The 16,740-nt window shown below is 59.7% G+C and carries 13 protein-coding genes and 1 pseudogene; 4 read left to right on the top strand and 10 right to left on the bottom strand.

What is annotated here, in order from left to right:
• Nucleotides 1-3: 3 nt before the first annotated feature.
• Entirely contained in the window at nucleotides 4-1,014 is a 1,011-nt protein-coding gene (locus tag MRUB_RS01770) for a S41 family peptidase (RefSeq protein ID WP_013012647.1), read from the bottom strand.
• Nucleotides 1,015-1,060: 46 nt separating this feature from the next.
• A complete protein-coding gene (locus tag MRUB_RS01765; protein WP_013012646.1) occupies nucleotides 1,061-3,229 on the bottom strand; it encodes an AAA family ATPase in 2,169 nt (722 codons plus the stop codon).
• Between the two features lie 119 nt (nucleotides 3,230-3,348).
• Here MRUB_RS01765 and glgC point away from each other — a divergent pair, with 119 nt between their 5' ends.
• The 4 genes from glgC (at nucleotide 3,349) to MRUB_RS01745 (ending at nucleotide 7,193) form a co-directional block, all read left to right on the top strand.
• Nucleotides 3,349-4,590: a glucose-1-phosphate adenylyltransferase gene (glgC, locus tag MRUB_RS01760; protein WP_013012645.1), complete on the top strand. Its 1,242-nt coding sequence runs from the start codon at nucleotides 3,349-3,351 to the stop codon at nucleotides 4,588-4,590.
• Nucleotides 4,591-4,658: 68 nt separating this feature from the next.
• Nucleotides 4,659-5,348: a SagB/ThcOx family dehydrogenase gene (locus MRUB_RS01755; RefSeq protein ID WP_013012644.1), complete on the top strand. Its 690-nt coding sequence runs from the start codon at nucleotides 4,659-4,661 to the stop codon at nucleotides 5,346-5,348.
• Between the two features lie 57 nt (nucleotides 5,349-5,405).
• Nucleotides 5,406-5,834: a gamma-glutamylcyclotransferase family protein gene (locus MRUB_RS01750; protein ID WP_013012643.1), complete on the top strand. Its 429-nt coding sequence runs from the start codon at nucleotides 5,406-5,408 to the stop codon at nucleotides 5,832-5,834.
• Between the two features lie 15 nt (nucleotides 5,835-5,849).
• The gene (locus MRUB_RS01745; protein ID WP_013012642.1) at nucleotides 5,850-7,193 is read left to right on the top strand and encodes a glycogen synthase; all 1,344 of its coding nucleotides are present in this window, start codon (nucleotides 5,850-5,852) and stop codon (nucleotides 7,191-7,193) included.
• Between the two features lie 84 nt (nucleotides 7,194-7,277).
• On the opposite strand, the gene MRUB_RS01740 is transcribed toward MRUB_RS01745, so the two are convergent.
• From MRUB_RS01740 to MRUB_RS01715, 8 genes and pseudogenes are all read right to left on the bottom strand, one after another.
• Nucleotides 7,278-9,791, bottom strand: coding sequence for a tetratricopeptide repeat protein (locus MRUB_RS01740; protein WP_013012641.1), 2,514 nt, complete (start codon nucleotides 9,789-9,791; stop codon nucleotides 7,278-7,280).
• A gap of 1,201 nt (nucleotides 9,792-10,992) precedes the next feature.
• Nucleotides 10,993-11,424, bottom strand: a pseudogene (locus MRUB_RS15460) (transposase); the annotation flags it as partial.
• Between the two features lie 123 nt (nucleotides 11,425-11,547).
• Nucleotides 11,548-12,441: a hypothetical protein gene (locus tag MRUB_RS15720; RefSeq protein ID WP_152024865.1), complete on the bottom strand. Its 894-nt coding sequence runs from the start codon at nucleotides 12,439-12,441 to the stop codon at nucleotides 11,548-11,550.
• Between the two features lie 95 nt (nucleotides 12,442-12,536).
• A complete protein-coding gene (locus MRUB_RS15715) occupies nucleotides 12,537-12,836 on the bottom strand; it encodes a hypothetical protein (RefSeq protein WP_152024864.1) in 300 nt (99 codons plus the stop codon).
• A 48-nt stretch (nucleotides 12,837-12,884) separates the two neighbouring features.
• Nucleotides 12,885-13,049, bottom strand: a complete 165-nt coding sequence (locus MRUB_RS01730; protein WP_013012639.1) for a hypothetical protein — start codon at nucleotides 13,047-13,049, stop codon at nucleotides 12,885-12,887.
• 32 nt (nucleotides 13,050-13,081) lie between these two features.
• A complete protein-coding gene (locus tag MRUB_RS01725) occupies nucleotides 13,082-13,645 on the bottom strand; it encodes a helix-turn-helix transcriptional regulator (RefSeq protein ID WP_013012638.1) in 564 nt (187 codons plus the stop codon).
• Nucleotides 13,642-14,625, bottom strand: a complete 984-nt coding sequence (locus tag MRUB_RS01720; protein ID WP_013012637.1) for an efflux RND transporter periplasmic adaptor subunit — start codon at nucleotides 14,623-14,625, stop codon at nucleotides 13,642-13,644. The genes MRUB_RS01725 and MRUB_RS01720 overlap by 4 nt, the downstream gene beginning before the upstream one ends.
• A gap of 3 nt (nucleotides 14,626-14,628) precedes the next feature.
• Entirely contained in the window at nucleotides 14,629-16,716 is a 2,088-nt protein-coding gene (locus MRUB_RS01715) for a peptidase domain-containing ABC transporter (RefSeq protein ID WP_013012636.1), read from the bottom strand.
• Nucleotides 16,717-16,740 lie beyond the last annotated feature (24 nt).

Raw genomic sequence — 16,740 nt, 5'->3', positions numbered from 1 at the left:
CCGCTATCGCTGGTGCAGGATATAGCGCAGGGCCGCCTCGAGCTGCTTGTCGGGGTTTTCTTCTACCAGGTCGGGTTCCACCCCGCGCCCTTCCCAGGTGGGGCCGGAGAATGGGGCCAGCACGCCGCCCGCCACCAGGGCCACCCCGCCATCGGGGAAGCAGTAGGGGGTGAGGGCCTCGGTGTTACCAGCGCTGCGGGTGCCGATCAGGTAGGCCCGTCCTGCATTTTTTAGGGCCCCGGCCAGCCCTTCGGCGGCGGAGTGCACGTTGCCATCTATCAGCACCACCAGGGGTTTTTGTGTCTGAGGGCGGCCCAGGAAGGGGGTGGTGGGCAGCGGAATGCCCCCCAGGCCCCGGCTCACAATGCGCCAGGGCACACCCCGCATAAAGATGCCTGCCACCTCAGCCATGCGCAGGGCCAGCCCGCCAGGGTTGCCCCGCAGATCCAGCACGTAGCCCCGGGCCCTGGCCTCATAGCGGCGGATGGCCTCCTGCAAAGCGCTCGGGCCCACCGCGTCCACCAGGTTGTTCAGCCGCACGATGACCACCCCATCGGTAAAGCGCACCTGGGGTGTTACGTAGGGGGTTCGGGACGGCTGGGAAGGGGGTGAAACAGGGTTCGCCGGCTGAGCGGGCCGGGGGCTGGGAGTGTTAGGGTTGGATGGGGTGGCGTTGGGGAGCAGATCCTGGTCTTTGAAGGGCAGGGGCAGGCACTGGGCACCGCTCAGCAGACGTCGGGCCTCGGCAGGGCTCAAGACCCTCGAGTGGTCATCGCGCAGTTCACCGTACATCTCGTCCAGCAGGCGGTATAGCCCGTCCCAGTCGCGCACCTCGCCCAGCCGCTGCCGGTAAGCATGGCCTATAGCCTCCCAATTCAGCCCTTTGAAGCTGGTGTCGTAGTAGCGCTCCTTGACCAGCCGCCAGGCCTGCTCGAAGCGCACAGCAAAGGCCTGGGTATCCTGGGCTAAAGCCAGGCTGCCCCACAGAACCAGACCCATCACCCACCAGCGCATAGCTGCATGATATGCAAAGAGCCAATGGCAAACTGTGGTAGCCGGGTTACTGGCTATTTTCTTTGTCTTCTTTGTCTTGGCCCTCCTCGAGCTTGGCAAAAGCCTCCAGGCCGGCCCGAATCTTGTCCTGCAAACCCCGGTAACCCTCCATACGCGCGTCGGCCAGTAGCTCGAGGGCCTGTTCAGCCGTCTCGACCGCGTAGATGTGGAACTGCCCGGCCCGGATGGCCTCGAGCACCTCGGCCCGCAGGGTCAGGTTGGCGAGGTTGGCTTGGGGCAGGATCACCCCCTGGGTTCCGCTCAGCCCCAGCGTTTTGCAGACCCGGAAGAAGCCCTCCACCTTGGCGTTGATGGCCCCCACCGCCAGCACCTTGCCGGTCTGGTCTACCGCACCGGTCACGGCCAGGTCCTGCCGCAGGGGAAAGTTGCCGATGGCCGAGAGCGCTGCCACCAGCTCGGCCAGCCCAGCCGAGTCGCCTTCGATGGAGACGTAATTTTGCTCGAAGGCCAGGCTGATCGTCACCGGCAGAGAGCCGTGCTCGGTGTAGCGGCTGCGCAGATAACCCGCCAGGGTCAGCACCGCTTTGTGGAAAATCTGCCCGCCCAGACCCGCCTCACGATCGATGGAAACCAGGTGATCGCGGCCGGGGGCGGCTCGAGCGGTCAGGCGGGCCGGGCGGCCCCAGTAGGGCGCGGCCTCGACCACCACCAGGCTGTTGACCTCGCCCACCGCTTTTCCAGTCGTGCGCAGGCTAATAACCCCCTCCCGCACCGCCCGCAAAAACTCCTCCTCGGAGAGAAAGCTCCGGTGTTCACGGGCTGCAATGGCCCTTTCCACGGACTCGGCGCTGACAAGGCCCTCCCCCAGAACGGCGGCCTCCTCGGCCAGGGCCCGAATCTCCACCAGGCGGGCATCCATGCGGTCGCGCTGCTCGGCGCTGCGCCGGGCCTCGTCGTAAAGCCGGGTGAGGCCGCCCTGGGTGAGCTGGAAGCCCTGGGTCTGGAGCCACCCCCCCAGGGCCGCGCGGTTTTCAGGGCTGGCTGGCAGGGTGGGCGAGAACTCCACCCGGATGCGGAACAGCTCGCTGAAGGCCGGGTCTTCCTCCAGCGCCTCGAAGGCCTCGGGGGTGCCCACCAGCATCACCTGCATCTGGATGGGAAAGGGTTCTACCTCGAGGCCCGCCGGGGCCTGGGGCTCGGTCACCGGCTCAACCTGGCCGTTGCGCAAGGCCCGCTTGAAGGCCTCCCAGGTGCCCTCGCGCTTGAGGCTCAGGGCATCCAGGATCAGATACCCCCCCTGGGCGCGGTGCACCGCGCCGGGGCGGATCAGGCTGACATTGGTGCTCCACACCCCCCGATCCACCAGGTAGTCCAGCCGTCCAAAAAGCCGGGGGGCCGTGGCGTAGGGTTCGTAGACGATGGGGGGCGGGGTGCCGCTGCTGGAGGAGGTGAGCAGGTTGGGCCGCCACTGGGCCGGGTCGAGGGGCTCGCCGGTCTCGGCGTAGCGGGCCAGGCGGGCCCGCAGGGCCTCGAGGTAGGTTCTGGCCTGGGGGAAGCGCTGAAACAGCGGTTCAAAGCGGTTATTAAGGTAGTGCAGGGCCCAGTCGCGGCGCAACCGCCGGAGGGCGACCTCGAGCTCGGCGGAAGCAGCCAGGCTGCCCAGGGTAACCTCCTCCAGCCGGGCGCTGAGCTCGGCGGGCACCGGGCCGGGGCCGGTAAGCTCCAGCCGCTCACCGTTGACCGAAAGGGCAAAGCCGGCTTCCTGGGCCTCCTGTTGTAGCGCAGCCAGTTGCTGTTCACGGGCCGCTTTGAAGCGGGCCTCGAGCTGGGTTTTTTCCCGCAGAAAAGAGCCCTGACGGAACAGCTCGTCCAGCCGGTTGACCTCCAGCAAGAGGCCCTCCACCGCCTCGGCCAGGTGAATTTCCTGCCCGCTGGGCAGGGTCAGCACCGCCACCTTGCGCTCCGAGAGGGGCACGTACAGCAGGTCGGGCGGGGTTTCCACGCTCTGGGTGCTCAGGTACGCCAGCAGGGCCTCGTGCTTGCCCAGGCTGGAGGGCCCCACCAGGTAGGCGTGGAACCCTCCCCGAAGCGCCAGCTCCAGTGCCTCTCGTGCCCGCTCCTGACCAAAAAAAGGCGGGGGTGGTGGTAGGGAGACCGGTTCGGCGGAATTTTCGATGGGGGTGCGCCACTCGAGCGCCTCGTAAGAAAGCCTCATGCTGCAAAAGTATACCCACAGCCCGCTCGCCAATAACCTGAGCCAGGGCGGACGCCTACCCCAGGCTTTTAGCACAACCCAAGGCCTGTTATGCTGTTGGCAAAGGAGGCAACTTCGTCATGTCTATGCGAGTTTTGGGGATGATTCTCGCGGGGGGTCAGGGTTCAAGGCTCTTCCCTCTCACGGCCAAGCGCGCCAAACCCTCGGTGCCCTTCGGGGCCCGCTACCGCATCATCGACTTTGTGCTCAACAACTTCCTGAACTCGGGAATCTATGGGATTTATGTACTCACCCAGTTCAAAGCCCAGTCCCTCACCGAACACGTGCAGCGACACTGGCGGTTTGGGGGCTTCCTGGAGGATGCTTTCATTCTGCTGGTGCCGGCCCAGATGTACCGCTACGAGGAGCTGGGGCCGGTCTGGTACCGCGGCACCGCCGACGCCATCTACCAGAACTTACACCTCATCAACAACCATAAACCCGAGCACGTGGCAATTTTCGGGGGCGACCACATCTTCAAGATGAACATCGCCCACATGCTGGACTACCACAACGACCACAAGGCCGACCTCACCATCGCGGCCTACCCCGTGCCCATCGAGCAGGCCAGCCGTTTTGGGGTGCTGCAGGTGGACGACCAGTGGCGCATGGTGGGCTTTCAGGAAAAACCCAAAAACCCCACCCCCATCCCTGGCAAGCCCGATCTGGCCCTGGTCTCGATGGGCAACTACATCTTCCGCACCGAAGCCCTGGTGGAGAAGCTCGAGCACGACGCCAAAGACCCCAACTCCTCGCACGACTTCGGCAAGGACGTAATCCCCCGCGCCCTGAGCGAGGGTTATCGCATCCAGGTCTACGACTTCAAGCGCAACCCCATCCCCGGTCAGAGCGGCCCCAACACCTACTGGCGCGACGTGGGCACTATTGATGCCTACTTTGAGGCCAGCATGGATCTGATCCAGGTCACCCCGGAGTTCGACCTATACAACCCCGAATGGCCCCTGCGGGCGGCCAACTTTAACTCGCCACCGGCCAAGTTTGTGCACGAGGCCGGGGCCCGCACCGGGCAGGCTTTCAATAGCCTGATTGCCGGGGGCTGCATTATCTCCGGCGGCACCATCCGCGAGTCGGTGATCTTCCGTCGAACCCGCATCAATTCCTATGCCCTGGTCGAGCGCAGCGTGCTCTTCGACGAGGTGGAGGTGGGGCGCTATGCCAAGCTGCGCAACACCATTGTGGACAAAAACGTGATTATTCCGCCCCACACCGAGATTGGCTACGACCTCGAGGCCGACCGGGCTCGGGGCTTCACCGTCACCCCGGAAGGGATCGTGGTGGTGCCCAAGAGCTACAGATTTTAGCCCGAAGCTGGTAGCCTGTAGCCTCAAGAGCTCTGCTGTACACTGTCGGCTATCGGCCATCGGCCTTTATGGACAAGCACCCCGGCAAGGTTTTTTACCGCCTAACGCGCATTTTCCCCGGAGACGAGCTGCCGGGCGGGCGGGCCCCAGCGGCCAAGGTCTATGCCAACCCGCTGGAGTCGGTTGAGCTTGCAGAGCCGGCCCGCGACGGGGGCCCGGCGGTGTGGCGGGTGCTCTCGAGGGTGGCGCCCACCACCCCTAAGGTGGGCTCCTCCATCACCCAGGCCGAGCTTTCGCAGGTGCTGGCCCCGCTGGCGGTGCGCCGGGAGGGGCGGGGGTATCCCTCGGCGGGGGGTGCGTATCCGCTCGAGGTCTACCTGGCCGTGCAACGCCTGCAGGACACCTTCCAGGGCATCTACCACTACGCCGCCAAGCAGCACCAGCTAGAACAGCTTTCCAGCCGCTTCGACCCCCAAAGCTGGCGGGCCGCCCTGATGGATCTGGAAGCGGTGGAGACCTCGGCCGCCCTGGTGGTGTTTAGCGCCGTGCCGGAGCGCTCCGAGGCCGTCTTCGGGCTGCGCGGCTTCCGCTATGCGCTGCTGGAGGTGGGCTACGCCGTGGGCGAGGTGATGGTGGCCGCCACCGCCCTGGGGTTGCAAGCCTACCCGGCTGCCACCTTCTACGACGAAGAGGTGCGCAAGCTCCTTGCGCTACCCGAGGCGGAGTATCCGGTGGTGGTGCTGTTGCTGGGGCGGTAATTGGTGCAGCAAACTTCTCAACCATAGGCAGTCACTGGCCGGTATGCTTGGCTGAAGATGAATGCTCCAGAAGCGGTTTTTGTCTATGGCACCCTCAAGCAGGGCGAGCGCAACTTCCAGGTCTCGAAAGCGGCCGGTTGGCTGCGCTCAGCCGAGGCCTACATAGAAGGTTTCAGGCTTTTTCATATTCCCAGAAGCGAGGTGCGCCCCTATGCCTACCCGGGGGTGGTGCGGGGGGAGGGGCGGGTCTGGGGCGAGGTGCAGTGGTTTGCCGATCTAGCGCACGCGCTCGAGCTGCTCGACGAACTCGAGGACGAAGGCCGCGAGTACCGGCGCATCTCCGCCACGGCCTACCTGAGCCAGCAGGCCCCGCAACCCTGCGCGGTCTGGGTGTATACCTACCCCAGCCTAGAGGCCATGCGAAGCGTCTCGGGCCTCTGGCTGCCGGAGGGGGTCTGGCGTGAACAAACCCAGCCAAAGGGGTAAACTGCCTTTACCTCTATGAAAGTTGCCTTTGTTGCCTCCGAAGCCTTCCCCTTTGCCAAGGTGGGGGGGCTGGCCGATGTGATTGGAAGCCTGCCCCAGGCCCTGAAAAAGCAGGGCCTCGAACCCACCATCTTCATCCCCTGGTACTGGGGCATCCAGGGCTACTACGTGGGCGAGGCCTGGTTCAACTTCGAAGGCCAGCGCGAGAAGATTGGGATCGGCCACGCCGAGCACGGCGGGGTGCGCTACGTGCTGGTGGGGCTGGGGGATTTTGCCCGCGACAAGCCCTACGGCTACGACGACGACTTCCGCCGCTTCGTGCGCTTCGCCATGGCTACCGCCGAGCTGCTGCGCGATTTTGATCTCGTGCACACCCATGACTGGCAGGCCGCCCTGCTGCCGCTGCTGCGCAACCTGGGCTGGTTCAGGGGCCGCACGGTCTACACCATCCACAACCTGGCCTACCAGGGGGTCTGGGGTTCGCAGGACTTCTACGCCTGGACGCGCCTGCCGGGTGAGACCTACTACGGGGCGGGCCTCGAGCACCACGGCTCGATCAACCTGATGAAAGCCGGGATTGTGAACGCCGATGCCGTGACCACGGTCTCGCCCCGCTACGCCTGGGAGATCACCACCCCCGAAGGGGGCGAAGGCCTCGATGGGGTGCTGCGGGCCCAGCAGTGGAAGCTGCGGGGCATCCTGAACGGCCTCGACACCGCGTACTGGAACCCCGCCACCGACCCTTACCTGGAGCACCACTACAGCGCCAGCGACCTCTCGGGCAAGACCCGCAACCGGGCCCTGCTGCTCTCGGAGCTGGGCCTGGAAGACCGCCCCACCCTGGGGGTGGTCTCGCGTTTTGCCCATCAGAAAGGGATTGATTTGATTGCCGATGCGGTGGACGGCCTGATGGGCCTGGGGGTCAACCTGGTGGTGCTGGGCAGCGGAGACCCCCACCTCGAGCGCACCTTCGCCTGGATGGCCGCGCACCTCAAGGGCCGCCTGGCCTACGTGCAGGGCTACAACGAACCCCTGGCCCACCGCATCTATGCCGGCTCCGACGGATTCCTAATGCCTTCGCGCTTCGAGCCCTGCGGGCTGGCCCAGCTCATCGCCATGCGCTACGGAACCCCGCCCATCGTGCGGGCCGTGGGCGGCCTGCTGGACACCGTAAAGCACTGGGAAACCGGCTTCATGTTCGACGCCATGGACGCCGGGGGCATCCTGCACGGGGTGCACGAGTTTCTCAAGCACCCCGACCGGGAGGCGGTAGCTAAACGGGCCATGCAGCAGGATTTTTCCTGGGATGGGCCGGCCCGCGAGTACCTGGCCCTCTACCGGCAACTGCTGGGCGGGTAGCTCCTACAACAGACCCCCTCTTTATTCCACATAGGCGGATCCAGATAGCACATACAGGGGTTTCTTACAAACCGATTGCAGGCTCTATTTTTGGTTACACAAGATCGGTTCAAATGGAAAGAGCTCCCGCATAGCCCTATGCATAGCTGCCTGAGCCTGTTCAGCAAGGCTTTTTTCGCCAAGTGTGTTGTAAAGCTCCATCAGGCCGGCCCAAGCCTCGGCGTTGAAGGGCTCGAGGCAGGTCACTCGTTGATAGGCAGCAACCGCCTTATGCGGAGCACGAGTGGCATAAAAATCGGCCAGTAATCGCCAAAGTTTGGCCTTCCGGTGTTCCACAAACGTGCGCTCTTCATCGAACCAATCCGGAAAGTCTGGAAGCCAAGGTGCATCAAAGCGGGCTAGTTGGGCCTCGAGGCGGCCAATTTGGTTTGGATCGAGCAAGGGCTGTTTCAGGAATGGTTCGGTGCTCTTAGTAAAGTCCGCCAGGTCGGTTTGAACCGGGAAAGCCAGCCATACCTGGCCCTTATTACCCTCCATGATCGGCGCGTCGAACAGTTTTCTAAGCTCGGAGACGGCGGTGTTGAGGGAGGCCAGCGGATTGGAGACATCGCTCCAAAACAGCTCGGCCAGTTTATCCCGGTTGTGTGCACTGGGATGAAGGGCCATATATGTAAGCAACACCGCAGATTTGCGGGTCTTGAACCGGCTTAAGTCAAGCTTTGTACCCAATAACCTGGCCTCAAAAGAACCGAAAGTACCTATCTGCAACGGGAAAACGCTTCGCGCACCCTTATCGGCCAACACCAGAGGCCGCCAAAGGTGAGCATAATGTGGGTGATGCAAGAGCAAGCCATACTGGTATGTACGACTAAGCTCCAGCGCCTCTCGTAAAGAAGCCAAATCGCCCTTGCGAAGCAGAAGTCGGGCTAAATCGAACTTCATCCCTAGCCGACGTAGCTCGGCGATGGCTGTGTCGAGGTTGATCAGGCCTTGCCAGGCCGACTCGGTGATGGCATGAACACTCCGCACCACCTTATTCAGATGGGCTCGAGCCTGCTCGGTTTTGCCTTCCAGAAAAGCAATACGGCTCAACAGTAAATGCACGTCGTCCAGGACTTCCTGATCCTTGAAGTTGCTATACAAAACCTCCTCAACCAACTGTTTTGCCTCTGCATACCGCCCCTTCCATAAATACACCTCGCCCAAGCGTTTCTTGGTGACCAAATGGCTGCGAAGATCTCTTTTTGGTTCGGGTAGCTCGAGAAGGTGCCTTTCCGCATTTGAAATATCGCCGCACATTATCCAGGCCTTGGCCAAGTTTTCGGCTGTGAGATAGCTCTCGGCTGCCAGCTTATTCATGTAGGGTAGGGCACGCTCGACGAGCGAAATCGCTTCCCGCGGATTACCCAGGCAAAGCTCCACCGGAGCCAAGGTTGCCAGGGAAATGGCTTCTTGATCAAATAGCCCAAGTTGGCGATAAATGCTTGCTGCACGCAAAAGCGCATCTTGGGCCTGTGCTAATTTTCCGAGATGAAAAAACGCCACCCCCAGGTTATGAAAAACCTTTCCAGTGATCCCTTCTACCCTGGAACTGTTGGATTCGAGGCACTCACGAAACTTTTCGATGGCCTCTTCATACCTGGCTTGCATGCCCAGAGAAACTCCATAAGCGTTAAGCACAAAGGGGCGAAGGTGGTCATCGGCCAAGGGCAACAACTCCACCAGCTCTTTTTCCATGAGTGTGGTATGGCCCGCGAAGCGAGCCAGATAGGTAGCCAGATAACGATAGACAGGCAAATCTCGGTACTTTGGTGGAACCAGAGCCAGCCACTCGCGCAGATAGGCGTTGCCAAGAGCGGTCGAAAACGTCTCAGTCAAGAGCCGCAGGTACCGTTCCCATTCACCCTGCTCGGCCAGCAACTCCAGGACAGCCGTCACATGACCACTGGCCAACAATGTTATCTCGATGAACCGGGCCACTTCGGCAGGAATAGAACCCCGTAGGTAGAGCCGCAACAGCTTGGGCATGGCCAAACCGGAACCCTGGGCATAAAGCAGGCCCCGGTCGTAGAGTTCAGCAACGGATGTGTCATCTAGACCTAGCAGCCCGTACAGTTCGGGAATTAAAAGTGGGCTTTGGGCCGCTTTGGCTAGAATTTCGCGAGGAATATCCTTGGGTAGCAGCGACCCCAGCCGAGCCACACAAAGGGGATGTCGCACCAACGACTCACCAGGCTGTAGGACGATTCGCTGCAACAGAGCCAGTGCCTCGGGCCAGCCGCCGGTCTCGGCGTAGGTTTGCTGCGTGCTCACGGCCTGCTGCCATTCGTCGTGGCTGAAGAGTAGATCGGATTCACGGAGAAAAAGAAAGTCTCGAGGGTCGCTCGAGTTCAGGCGCTCCAAGTCGGAGCGTCGTTGGGGCAAAATTAGAGTAGGTGCCAGACCGGAAAACTCGGCGGGGTCGCGCAAGATGCGGCGTCTGGTTTTGTGCGCCCAAGCCTCTAGATCGGTCTGGGCGAAGCCGATACCCACCGGGGCCACCACCACTGCCGGGGCGGTCGCGAGAAGCTCGAGGGCGCTGGGGCTCAGAACGGACATTGAGATCACATCCCTAAATCAACTCAATATGCCCGAGAAAATTTGTTGTTAGCTAGCACTTGCGGTACAGCGATAACATCCGGTAGCTTACCGCCGTTTTCATTGTTTACCATTTTTGTAAAAAAAGAATCAAAGAAATTTCTTGCACAAAACAGTTAAAGAAATCATTAAGGTCGAGTATCCTGGCAGGCGGGCTGGTTTCGCAGCCAGACCAGAGCGTCCTGCATCACCTCATCTTTTTCGTTCTGGAAAACCCCCATTCGTAGCTTTTAGCTTGAGATGTGATAGCTAGCGCTGGACACACCCAAAAAAGTAGTACGAACACAAGGGCTGGGCCAAAGCGCATATTTACTCCCTCCTTAGTTTTGGCCAAAACAAAGAACTCCATAAAACATATACCCAAGTCGAATTCAAAAATATACCTAAGAAAATGTTAGTGCCAGCAGCAAATCCAGGGAAAAACACGCCGATTTTGAAATGATTTAGCGCTACGTGCAAGAAAGCAGACATAGCCACCCCATATCTTAGACCTACTAAAGTGAGAATGGCCCCAACGAATGCGGCTTGAATGGTTAGGGATAGATCAAACCCGTGTATCAAAGCAAAGCAGAATGAGGATAGAACCAAAGAAATAAATACCGAAGTACTTGGGGAGAAAAACTTGGTACTAACATAAAGTGCCAATAAATATATGCCTATTCTTGGCATATCTTCAAATAGGAGAAGTTTTAGAAATCGGAGGGTAAGCTCCAAAATACTAGCGGAACGATTCATGTCCAAAACGGGTAGGGCTAATGGCGGAGATACCTCTGAGTAGAGGTTAGCATTTACTGACACCGCAAATATTGTGGTTTGACCCATCACAAAAAAAGAGACGGCTACAAGTAAAAAATTGGCCAAACTTCCGAGTTGAAAGAAACTTTTAGGTTTCGGCAAATCTTCTAAGGAGTCTGACCAACAAACCAGCCAGCCTAGATATCCAGCAATGACAAAATGCCGTATAAAACTATATCCATCTTATCATCCAAGAATATTGGGGTAAGTTGTTACTAGGTGGGCTATATTTACCAAGCCCACCTAGTATCACTTTATCTATAACCCTCTACTGCGCCAGATGGAGCTGTGTTTGTTGAAAAAACCCCGCTTCCATCATTACCATGTGCCCGAATGACTTCTCCATAGTACCATTGCGCTGATCGTGTCAAGATTTATGTGTAAGCGTCTGTGTACGAGGGGCATACCGTTCCTGTAGCATCCTCTCCAGCACCTCCCCAACCTCGGCAAAGCACTTCAGCCGCCGTTCGAACCACCTCCCTCCCTGGCGTTCTGACTCTAGGTACAAAAGCTTGTACGCCGCCCCTTCGCCCGGAAACTTGTGCTCCGCAAATAAGGCCATAGCTCCAGAGCTCTCCCACCAGGCAGCCACCAAGGAAGGCTACCTACCACCCCACACCGCCTTGAGCCCCTCCAGGGTTCGCAACGCCTCTTGTCGGCTCTCCGCCATGTAAACCCCCCTCAAGTCCTGGGCCAGCAGGGCCCTGTCCCGCGTTCGAACCTGAGAAAGGCCGGAACGCACCAGGTGTACCACGCACCGCTGCCACCCGGCCAGGGGATACACCCGCCGGATCGCCTCTCTAGGCGGTTTCGACCTCGTGCAGAAGTAAAAAGTTGCCGAGTCCGAAGGATGGCGGTTAGGCCAAAGTAGCGAAATACATTATCGGAGGGAGTTTCGTCAAAGGTAACAAACCTTACCTAGCTAGCCGAATCGAGGCCCTGTCTGTGAAAATCTGGCTCCTAAGTACCTCAACTGAAAGACAAGCCAGGCACCACCCAAGGCAAGAAATGTTCCACTCAATAATATGCCTAGCAACTCAGGACCAACAGTAATAGAAAAGCCAAAAAGGTTGGTCATCATGTGTATCAGTAAGACATTCCAGAATGAGCCGGTCAGCTTCAAGATAAACAACAGTATGGCACCATAAATCGTTGTCTCACACAAAAAGGCCAGTCCAACCCATATCTTGAATATATCTTCATTGCCATTTGGAACGTCTACGCCAGTCTTACCAGCCCTACTTGCTTCTGGAAGCGAATGTCCCGATGCCCAAAGCAGTCCGGACAAATACGGGTTTGTTACGCCTGACAGGTATGTACCTAACCGCAACATTTCTTCCCAAGTATTGGCCACAACCATACTTCCACGGATTTCGAATTGATGACTAGTTTTTGCTTTTCCAGAGTATTCCAGGTAGTGCGGTTTCAAAATGTTATATGCTATCCAATGATTCATCATTAAGAATGAGCTTCCAAACATGGAGATTGGTAAGAACAAAAAAACAACTGAAAGCTTCGGCTTGATCAGAAAAAAAAGCTTGACTCTATTTGACATGAGTGCAAGAAAAATCATACAGAGAACTTGAGCTAGCGCACTCAAAACAGTTGGTGGCATAATCAAGTGCAATAAGACAGTAATTACTCCAAATGCAAGTATCAACTCAGGTAATGCTGGTGTCTCGTCCCTTGCAGGGAGATAGTAGCCTACAAATGCCAACATTGAGCTAATGGCTATAGCTATAGATCTCCCTAGATCATTGTCCGTACTAACGATGAACGAAAGTACAGATGCAAGGCTTCCAAACACCGCAAGCATGTGAGGCAGAAGTATTATTGATTTGGTTGCTCGACGGAGACTCATAAAAAACTAACTGGGGGATTAGCTTCAAGCCAACCCCCCACCTTTATCAACTATCTTTCTCCCCACCAAGTACCTGGAACGGCGGTATTTTTGTTATATGCTTCCCCACCGTCGTCCATGTACTTACGAATGAACTCTCCCCTAGCCCACTGATTTTCGTTATGGACGTCAATTTTATCCTGGCGAGTTTGCAGGGAAAACTCATGCTGCCAGAAAGGTAAATCGATTTTTAGAGTGCTATTGCCATCTTTGTCATAGCAGATTCTTAGACCCACTCCAACACATCCGTCTCCGGGTGCTCCCCCAAACATCCCTGCCGTTTCCCGCACACTAAGTTCTTTTATTTTCATCATATCCACCTTTCTTATGCCACGATCATTGTTTCGTGCTTTTTGCCGCTACTCCCGCTCCGCCAGCTGCCTGGGGGGAGGAACAATCCCCCTGCGAGGCCATGGCTCCGGCAGCGTGGGAAGCTGGGTTATCAGTTTCAGCCATGCGCTGGGTTCAATCGCACCGCCCACCACCTGCTCCATCTCTTCAGCCTCGAGCTCTCGAAGTTTCATCGGGCTCACCTCCTTTCTTGACACCTCCAAATCTAGGCAGTTTCGACCTCGTGCGGGAGTGAAAAGTTACCGGTTTTTTGAAGGGTCGCCTTAATGATTGGTTCAGGGGCCAGACCAAAGTAGCGCAGTACCACATCGGCGCGGGTCTCGGCACCCAGAGCCCGCTTGACGGTGCTAACCAGGTTGGCCGTGCGACGCGGACTGATGCCGAGATGGGCAGATATCGCATCGTTGCAAACACCACCCACCAGCAGCCGCAGTACGGCGCGTTCCTTTCGTGTAAGACCAACCTCCCCAAGCCTGGGCAAGACCCTTTGCCCCTCCGAAACCTGCTGCAGTGTCCACCTGAGGAAGTCTAGACCCGCACCCTCCAGTACCAGGCCAGCAGGGCCCAGTGCAACCAGATCGGAAAGGTAGTAAGGCGAGTCCGAGGCAGTCTTGACCACGCAAGGCCCCTGTACGCCTGGAAGCAAGGCCAGGGCGCTGCCCAGGGGGTAGTCGGCTACCAGCACCACCGCACGGCGGAGGAGCAGGTTACCTAAGGCCAGGGTCAGGCTTTCCTGAATCAGCCTCGAGCCGCTCAATACCCGGATCATCCCCACGGGTTCACCCCCCGTACCCAGTCCCAGAGCAAGCTCAACGCGCTGCGCCTTGCCGCAACAATCCGCGCCTCGCCCAACATACCCGGAACAACCTGCCGGGTGCCCTCGGCGCTGGAGAGCGTTAGCGAGGGCAGCGAAATCTCTACCTCGTATACGGCTTGGTTGTTGTAAACCACTGTGCTGGGGGATATGCGCTCAACCGTACCGCGGCTGGTGCCAAAACGCTGGCGTGGGAAGGCGTTCCAGGCCACCTCGGCCTCGGCTTTTGCACGCAGTTTGGGCCGTTCCCGCTCGGGCAGGTAGGCCCTGAAAACCAGCGGTACGTCCTGGGGGAGTACCTCGGCCAGCACCTGCCCCGCCATCACCGGCTCGCCCGCCCGGTGGCTCGAGAGCGTGAGTATGCGTCCGGTCGCCGGGCTGTTTAGGTGAATGTTTCGGCGGCTTTTGAGGGCCTGGGCCTGGGCTCGCAGGGTGCTAACCCTGGCCTCGGCCACCCTGACAGCAGCCTCGGCTTGGCGCAGGTTTTCCAGGGCCTCGAGGTACTCCACACGCGCGATGGCCCCTACCTGATAAAGGCTGGTCTGGATTTGCGCGATGCGCCGACGCTGCGCGAGCTGTTCGCGTACCTGGGCCAGGGTTCGCACGGCTTCTTCGGCCTGGGCCATAGCGGTCTGAAGCTGCAAGCGGGCCTCCTCCGGGCTGCTGCCCAGGCCATCCAGGGTGTAAAGCCGCTGTCCTTTTTGCACGAGCTGGCCGGGCTGTACGCCTACATAGACGAGCCGTCCGCCGGAAGGAGCCAGTACCCGCAGCACCTGGCCCCTGGGTTCCAGTGCGCCCGACGCAAGGGCATACACCTGCACCGGTGTTAGCCAAGCCCCCACCACCAGGATGCCCAGAATTAGGAGCAGCAGCCACAGCACCCAGCGGCTTTTGCGGGCAGGCGGGAGTTCCCACTCGAGGCGGCCCTGGCTCATTGCTTACACCCCCTGCAACACCGGTTCGACGGGCTTCAGAACCCCATCCTGCAACGCGAAGACTTGATCGGCGGGCTCGAGCAGGGCAGGCCGGTGGGTGATCACCAGCAGGGTACGCTCACCCTTAAAAGCCCGGAGCAGGGCGACAATTTGGCGCTCCTTATCGGGGTCGAGGGTGGCGGTGGGCTCGTCCAGAATTAGCAGGTCGGCAGGGCTTAGGAGGGCGCGGGCCACCCCCAGCAGTTGCCGCTCGCCGCTGCTGAAGCGGTAGAGGCTCTCGCCACCCACCACGGTGTCGAGCCCCTCGGGTAAGCGCCGTACCGCAGGCATGAGGCCCACCAGCTCCAGAACCCGCCAAAGTCTTTCCTCCGGCAGGGGGTGTCCCAGGCTCAGATTTTCACGCAGGGTCGCGTAGAACAGGGGCACCTCCTGGCGCAAATACGCCACCCGCTCCCGTACCGCATCGGGGGAAAGCTCGGCCAGGTCGCGCCCATCCCAGCTAATACGCCCCGATTGGGGCTCGAGCATCCGCGCCAACAAACCCCCCAGGGTGCTCTTTCCCGCCCCGTTGGGCCCTACAATCGCGGTGTAGCTCCCTTTGGGCAGTTCCAGGCACAGGTCTTTGAGCAGGGGGCGCTCGGGCAGGTAGCTAAAGCAGAGATGCTCGAGGGCAATTGCCCGCTCGAGGGGGCGCAACACGGCGTTCTTTTGTTCCTGTTCGGGCTCGAGTTCGACCACCTCGGCCAGGCGGTCGGAGGCCACAATACCTTGCTGAATGGCCATTACAGTGCCACTAAGGCTACCCAGGGCCGCCGTGACCCCCTGCACCAAACCGTAGGCGGCCACCAACTGGCCCACGGTGAGCTCGAGGCGCAAGACCAGTCCGGCGCCATACCACAGCAAAAATAGGCTAAATAGCCCGCCCAGCAAGGCCACCAAAGCCCCACCCCAGTTGGAGAGCAGAAATCCCTGCCAGAGAATGTCGTTCAGGCCGGCAATCTGGTCTCGGCCTCGGCTCAGCGCCCATCCCTCTCCCCGCAAGGCCTTGAGGGCCGTCACCCCTTCCAGACTCCCCAGCACGTAGCTATCTACCTCGGCACCTTTGCGCAGGCTCTGGAGACTGTTCTCGCGCAAACGCGGGGCCAGCCAGAGCAGATACACCAGATGAATGGGAACCACCAGAAGCGCCACCCAGGCCAGTTTGGGGTTGTAGGTGAAAAGCAACACAAAACTCAACACCAGGGTGAGTAGGGTCGAGGGCAATCCCACCAACAGGTTGCGCAGGATGCTTTCAACCTGGCCCAGATCGCCGAACCGCGAGAGCAGGTCGCCAGGCAGCCGGGCCTCGAGCGTCCGCAGCGGCAAACGCAGCAGGTGGTGCAGGTAGCTTAGTTTGAGCCGGTAGTTGAGGCGCATCGAGAGTTGGGTGGCTAGGTGTGCCCGCAGGCTCGCCAGCAAGGTCTGGAAAAAGGTCAGGGCGAAAATCGCCACCAGCAGATAAGGCAGCAGACTCTCCTCACGGAAGGTCAGCACCCGATCGAAGACCAGTTGGCTCAAGACAGGCCCACCCAAGCCCAGCAGGCTCAGGGCGATGGTGGCCAGGGTGAGCTCCAGCAGCACCCCACCCGTGCCGCGAAAATGTGCCAGGTGGGCCAGGAAGCCCTTGAGTCCTCTCTTGCTCACAAAGTTGCCCCGTTCGAAGGCAGGCTCCGGCTTGAGCCACAACAGCTTGCCCGTCCACTTCTTTTGCAGTTCCCCAAGCCCAATCCAACGCAACCCCACCGCGGGATCGGCAATCTGAACCTTGCGCGGGGTGAGGCGAACCAGAACCACGTAGTGGTTGTGCTCCCAGTGCAGCACCAGGGGGGTTCTTAGGGTTCGGAGCCCTTCCAGATCCGCTTCCAGCGCCCGAACCTCGAGGCCGAGCTGCCTACCAGCACGCACCAAGCCCAGCATCGAGGTGCCCGACTGGGTGGTACCGGCTAATGTCCGTAGCCGGTACAGCGGTTCCTTCCGGCCCCAGTACCCCAACACCATGGCCAGGCAGGCCGGCCCACAGTCGGTGCTATCCACCTGGCGAACCAATTTCATCGCGCTCAGGGTAGGAATTCAGAC

The sequence above is a fragment of the Meiothermus ruber DSM 1279 genome (genome assembly GCF_000024425.1).
Classification (GTDB): Bacteria; Deinococcota; Deinococci; order Deinococcales; family Thermaceae; genus Meiothermus; species Meiothermus ruber.
Note: the sequence above shows the minus strand (reverse complement) of the source record. Positions and strands in the feature narration are given on the sequence as shown.

Coding starts and splice junctions, on each gene's coding strand:
- MRUB_RS15715 (WP_152024864.1), bottom strand. CDS start 12,836: ATGAAAATAAAAGAACTTAGTGTGCGGGAAACGGCAGGGATGTTTGGG.
- MRUB_RS01740 (WP_013012641.1), bottom strand. CDS start 9,791: ATGTCCGTTCTGAGCCCCAGCGCCCTCGAGCTTCTCGCGACCGCCCCG.
- MRUB_RS01770 (WP_013012647.1), bottom strand. CDS start 1,014: ATGCGCTGGTGGGTGATGGGTCTGGTTCTGTGGGGCAGCCTGGCTTTA.
- MRUB_RS01745 (WP_013012642.1), top strand. CDS start 5,850: ATGAAAGTTGCCTTTGTTGCCTCCGAAGCCTTCCCCTTTGCCAAGGTG.
- MRUB_RS01750 (WP_013012643.1), top strand. CDS start 5,406: ATGAATGCTCCAGAAGCGGTTTTTGTCTATGGCACCCTCAAGCAGGGC.
- MRUB_RS01730 (WP_013012639.1), bottom strand. CDS start 13,049: ATGAAACTTCGAGAGCTCGAGGCTGAAGAGATGGAGCAGGTGGTGGGC.
- MRUB_RS01715 (WP_013012636.1), bottom strand. CDS start 16,716: ATGAAATTGGTTCGCCAGGTGGATAGCACCGACTGTGGGCCGGCCTGC.
- MRUB_RS01765 (WP_013012646.1), bottom strand. CDS start 3,229: ATGAGGCTTTCTTACGAGGCGCTCGAGTGGCGCACCCCCATCGAAAAT.
- MRUB_RS01725 (WP_013012638.1), bottom strand. CDS start 13,645: ATGATCCGGGTATTGAGCGGCTCGAGGCTGATTCAGGAAAGCCTGACC.
- MRUB_RS01720 (WP_013012637.1), bottom strand. CDS start 14,625: ATGAGCCAGGGCCGCCTCGAGTGGGAACTCCCGCCTGCCCGCAAAAGC.
- MRUB_RS15720 (WP_152024865.1), bottom strand. CDS start 12,441: ATGCTTGCGGTGTTTGGAAGCCTTGCATCTGTACTTTCGTTCATCGTT.
- glgC (WP_013012645.1), top strand. CDS start 3,349: ATGTCTATGCGAGTTTTGGGGATGATTCTCGCGGGGGGTCAGGGTTCA.
- MRUB_RS01755 (WP_013012644.1), top strand. CDS start 4,659: ATGGACAAGCACCCCGGCAAGGTTTTTTACCGCCTAACGCGCATTTTC.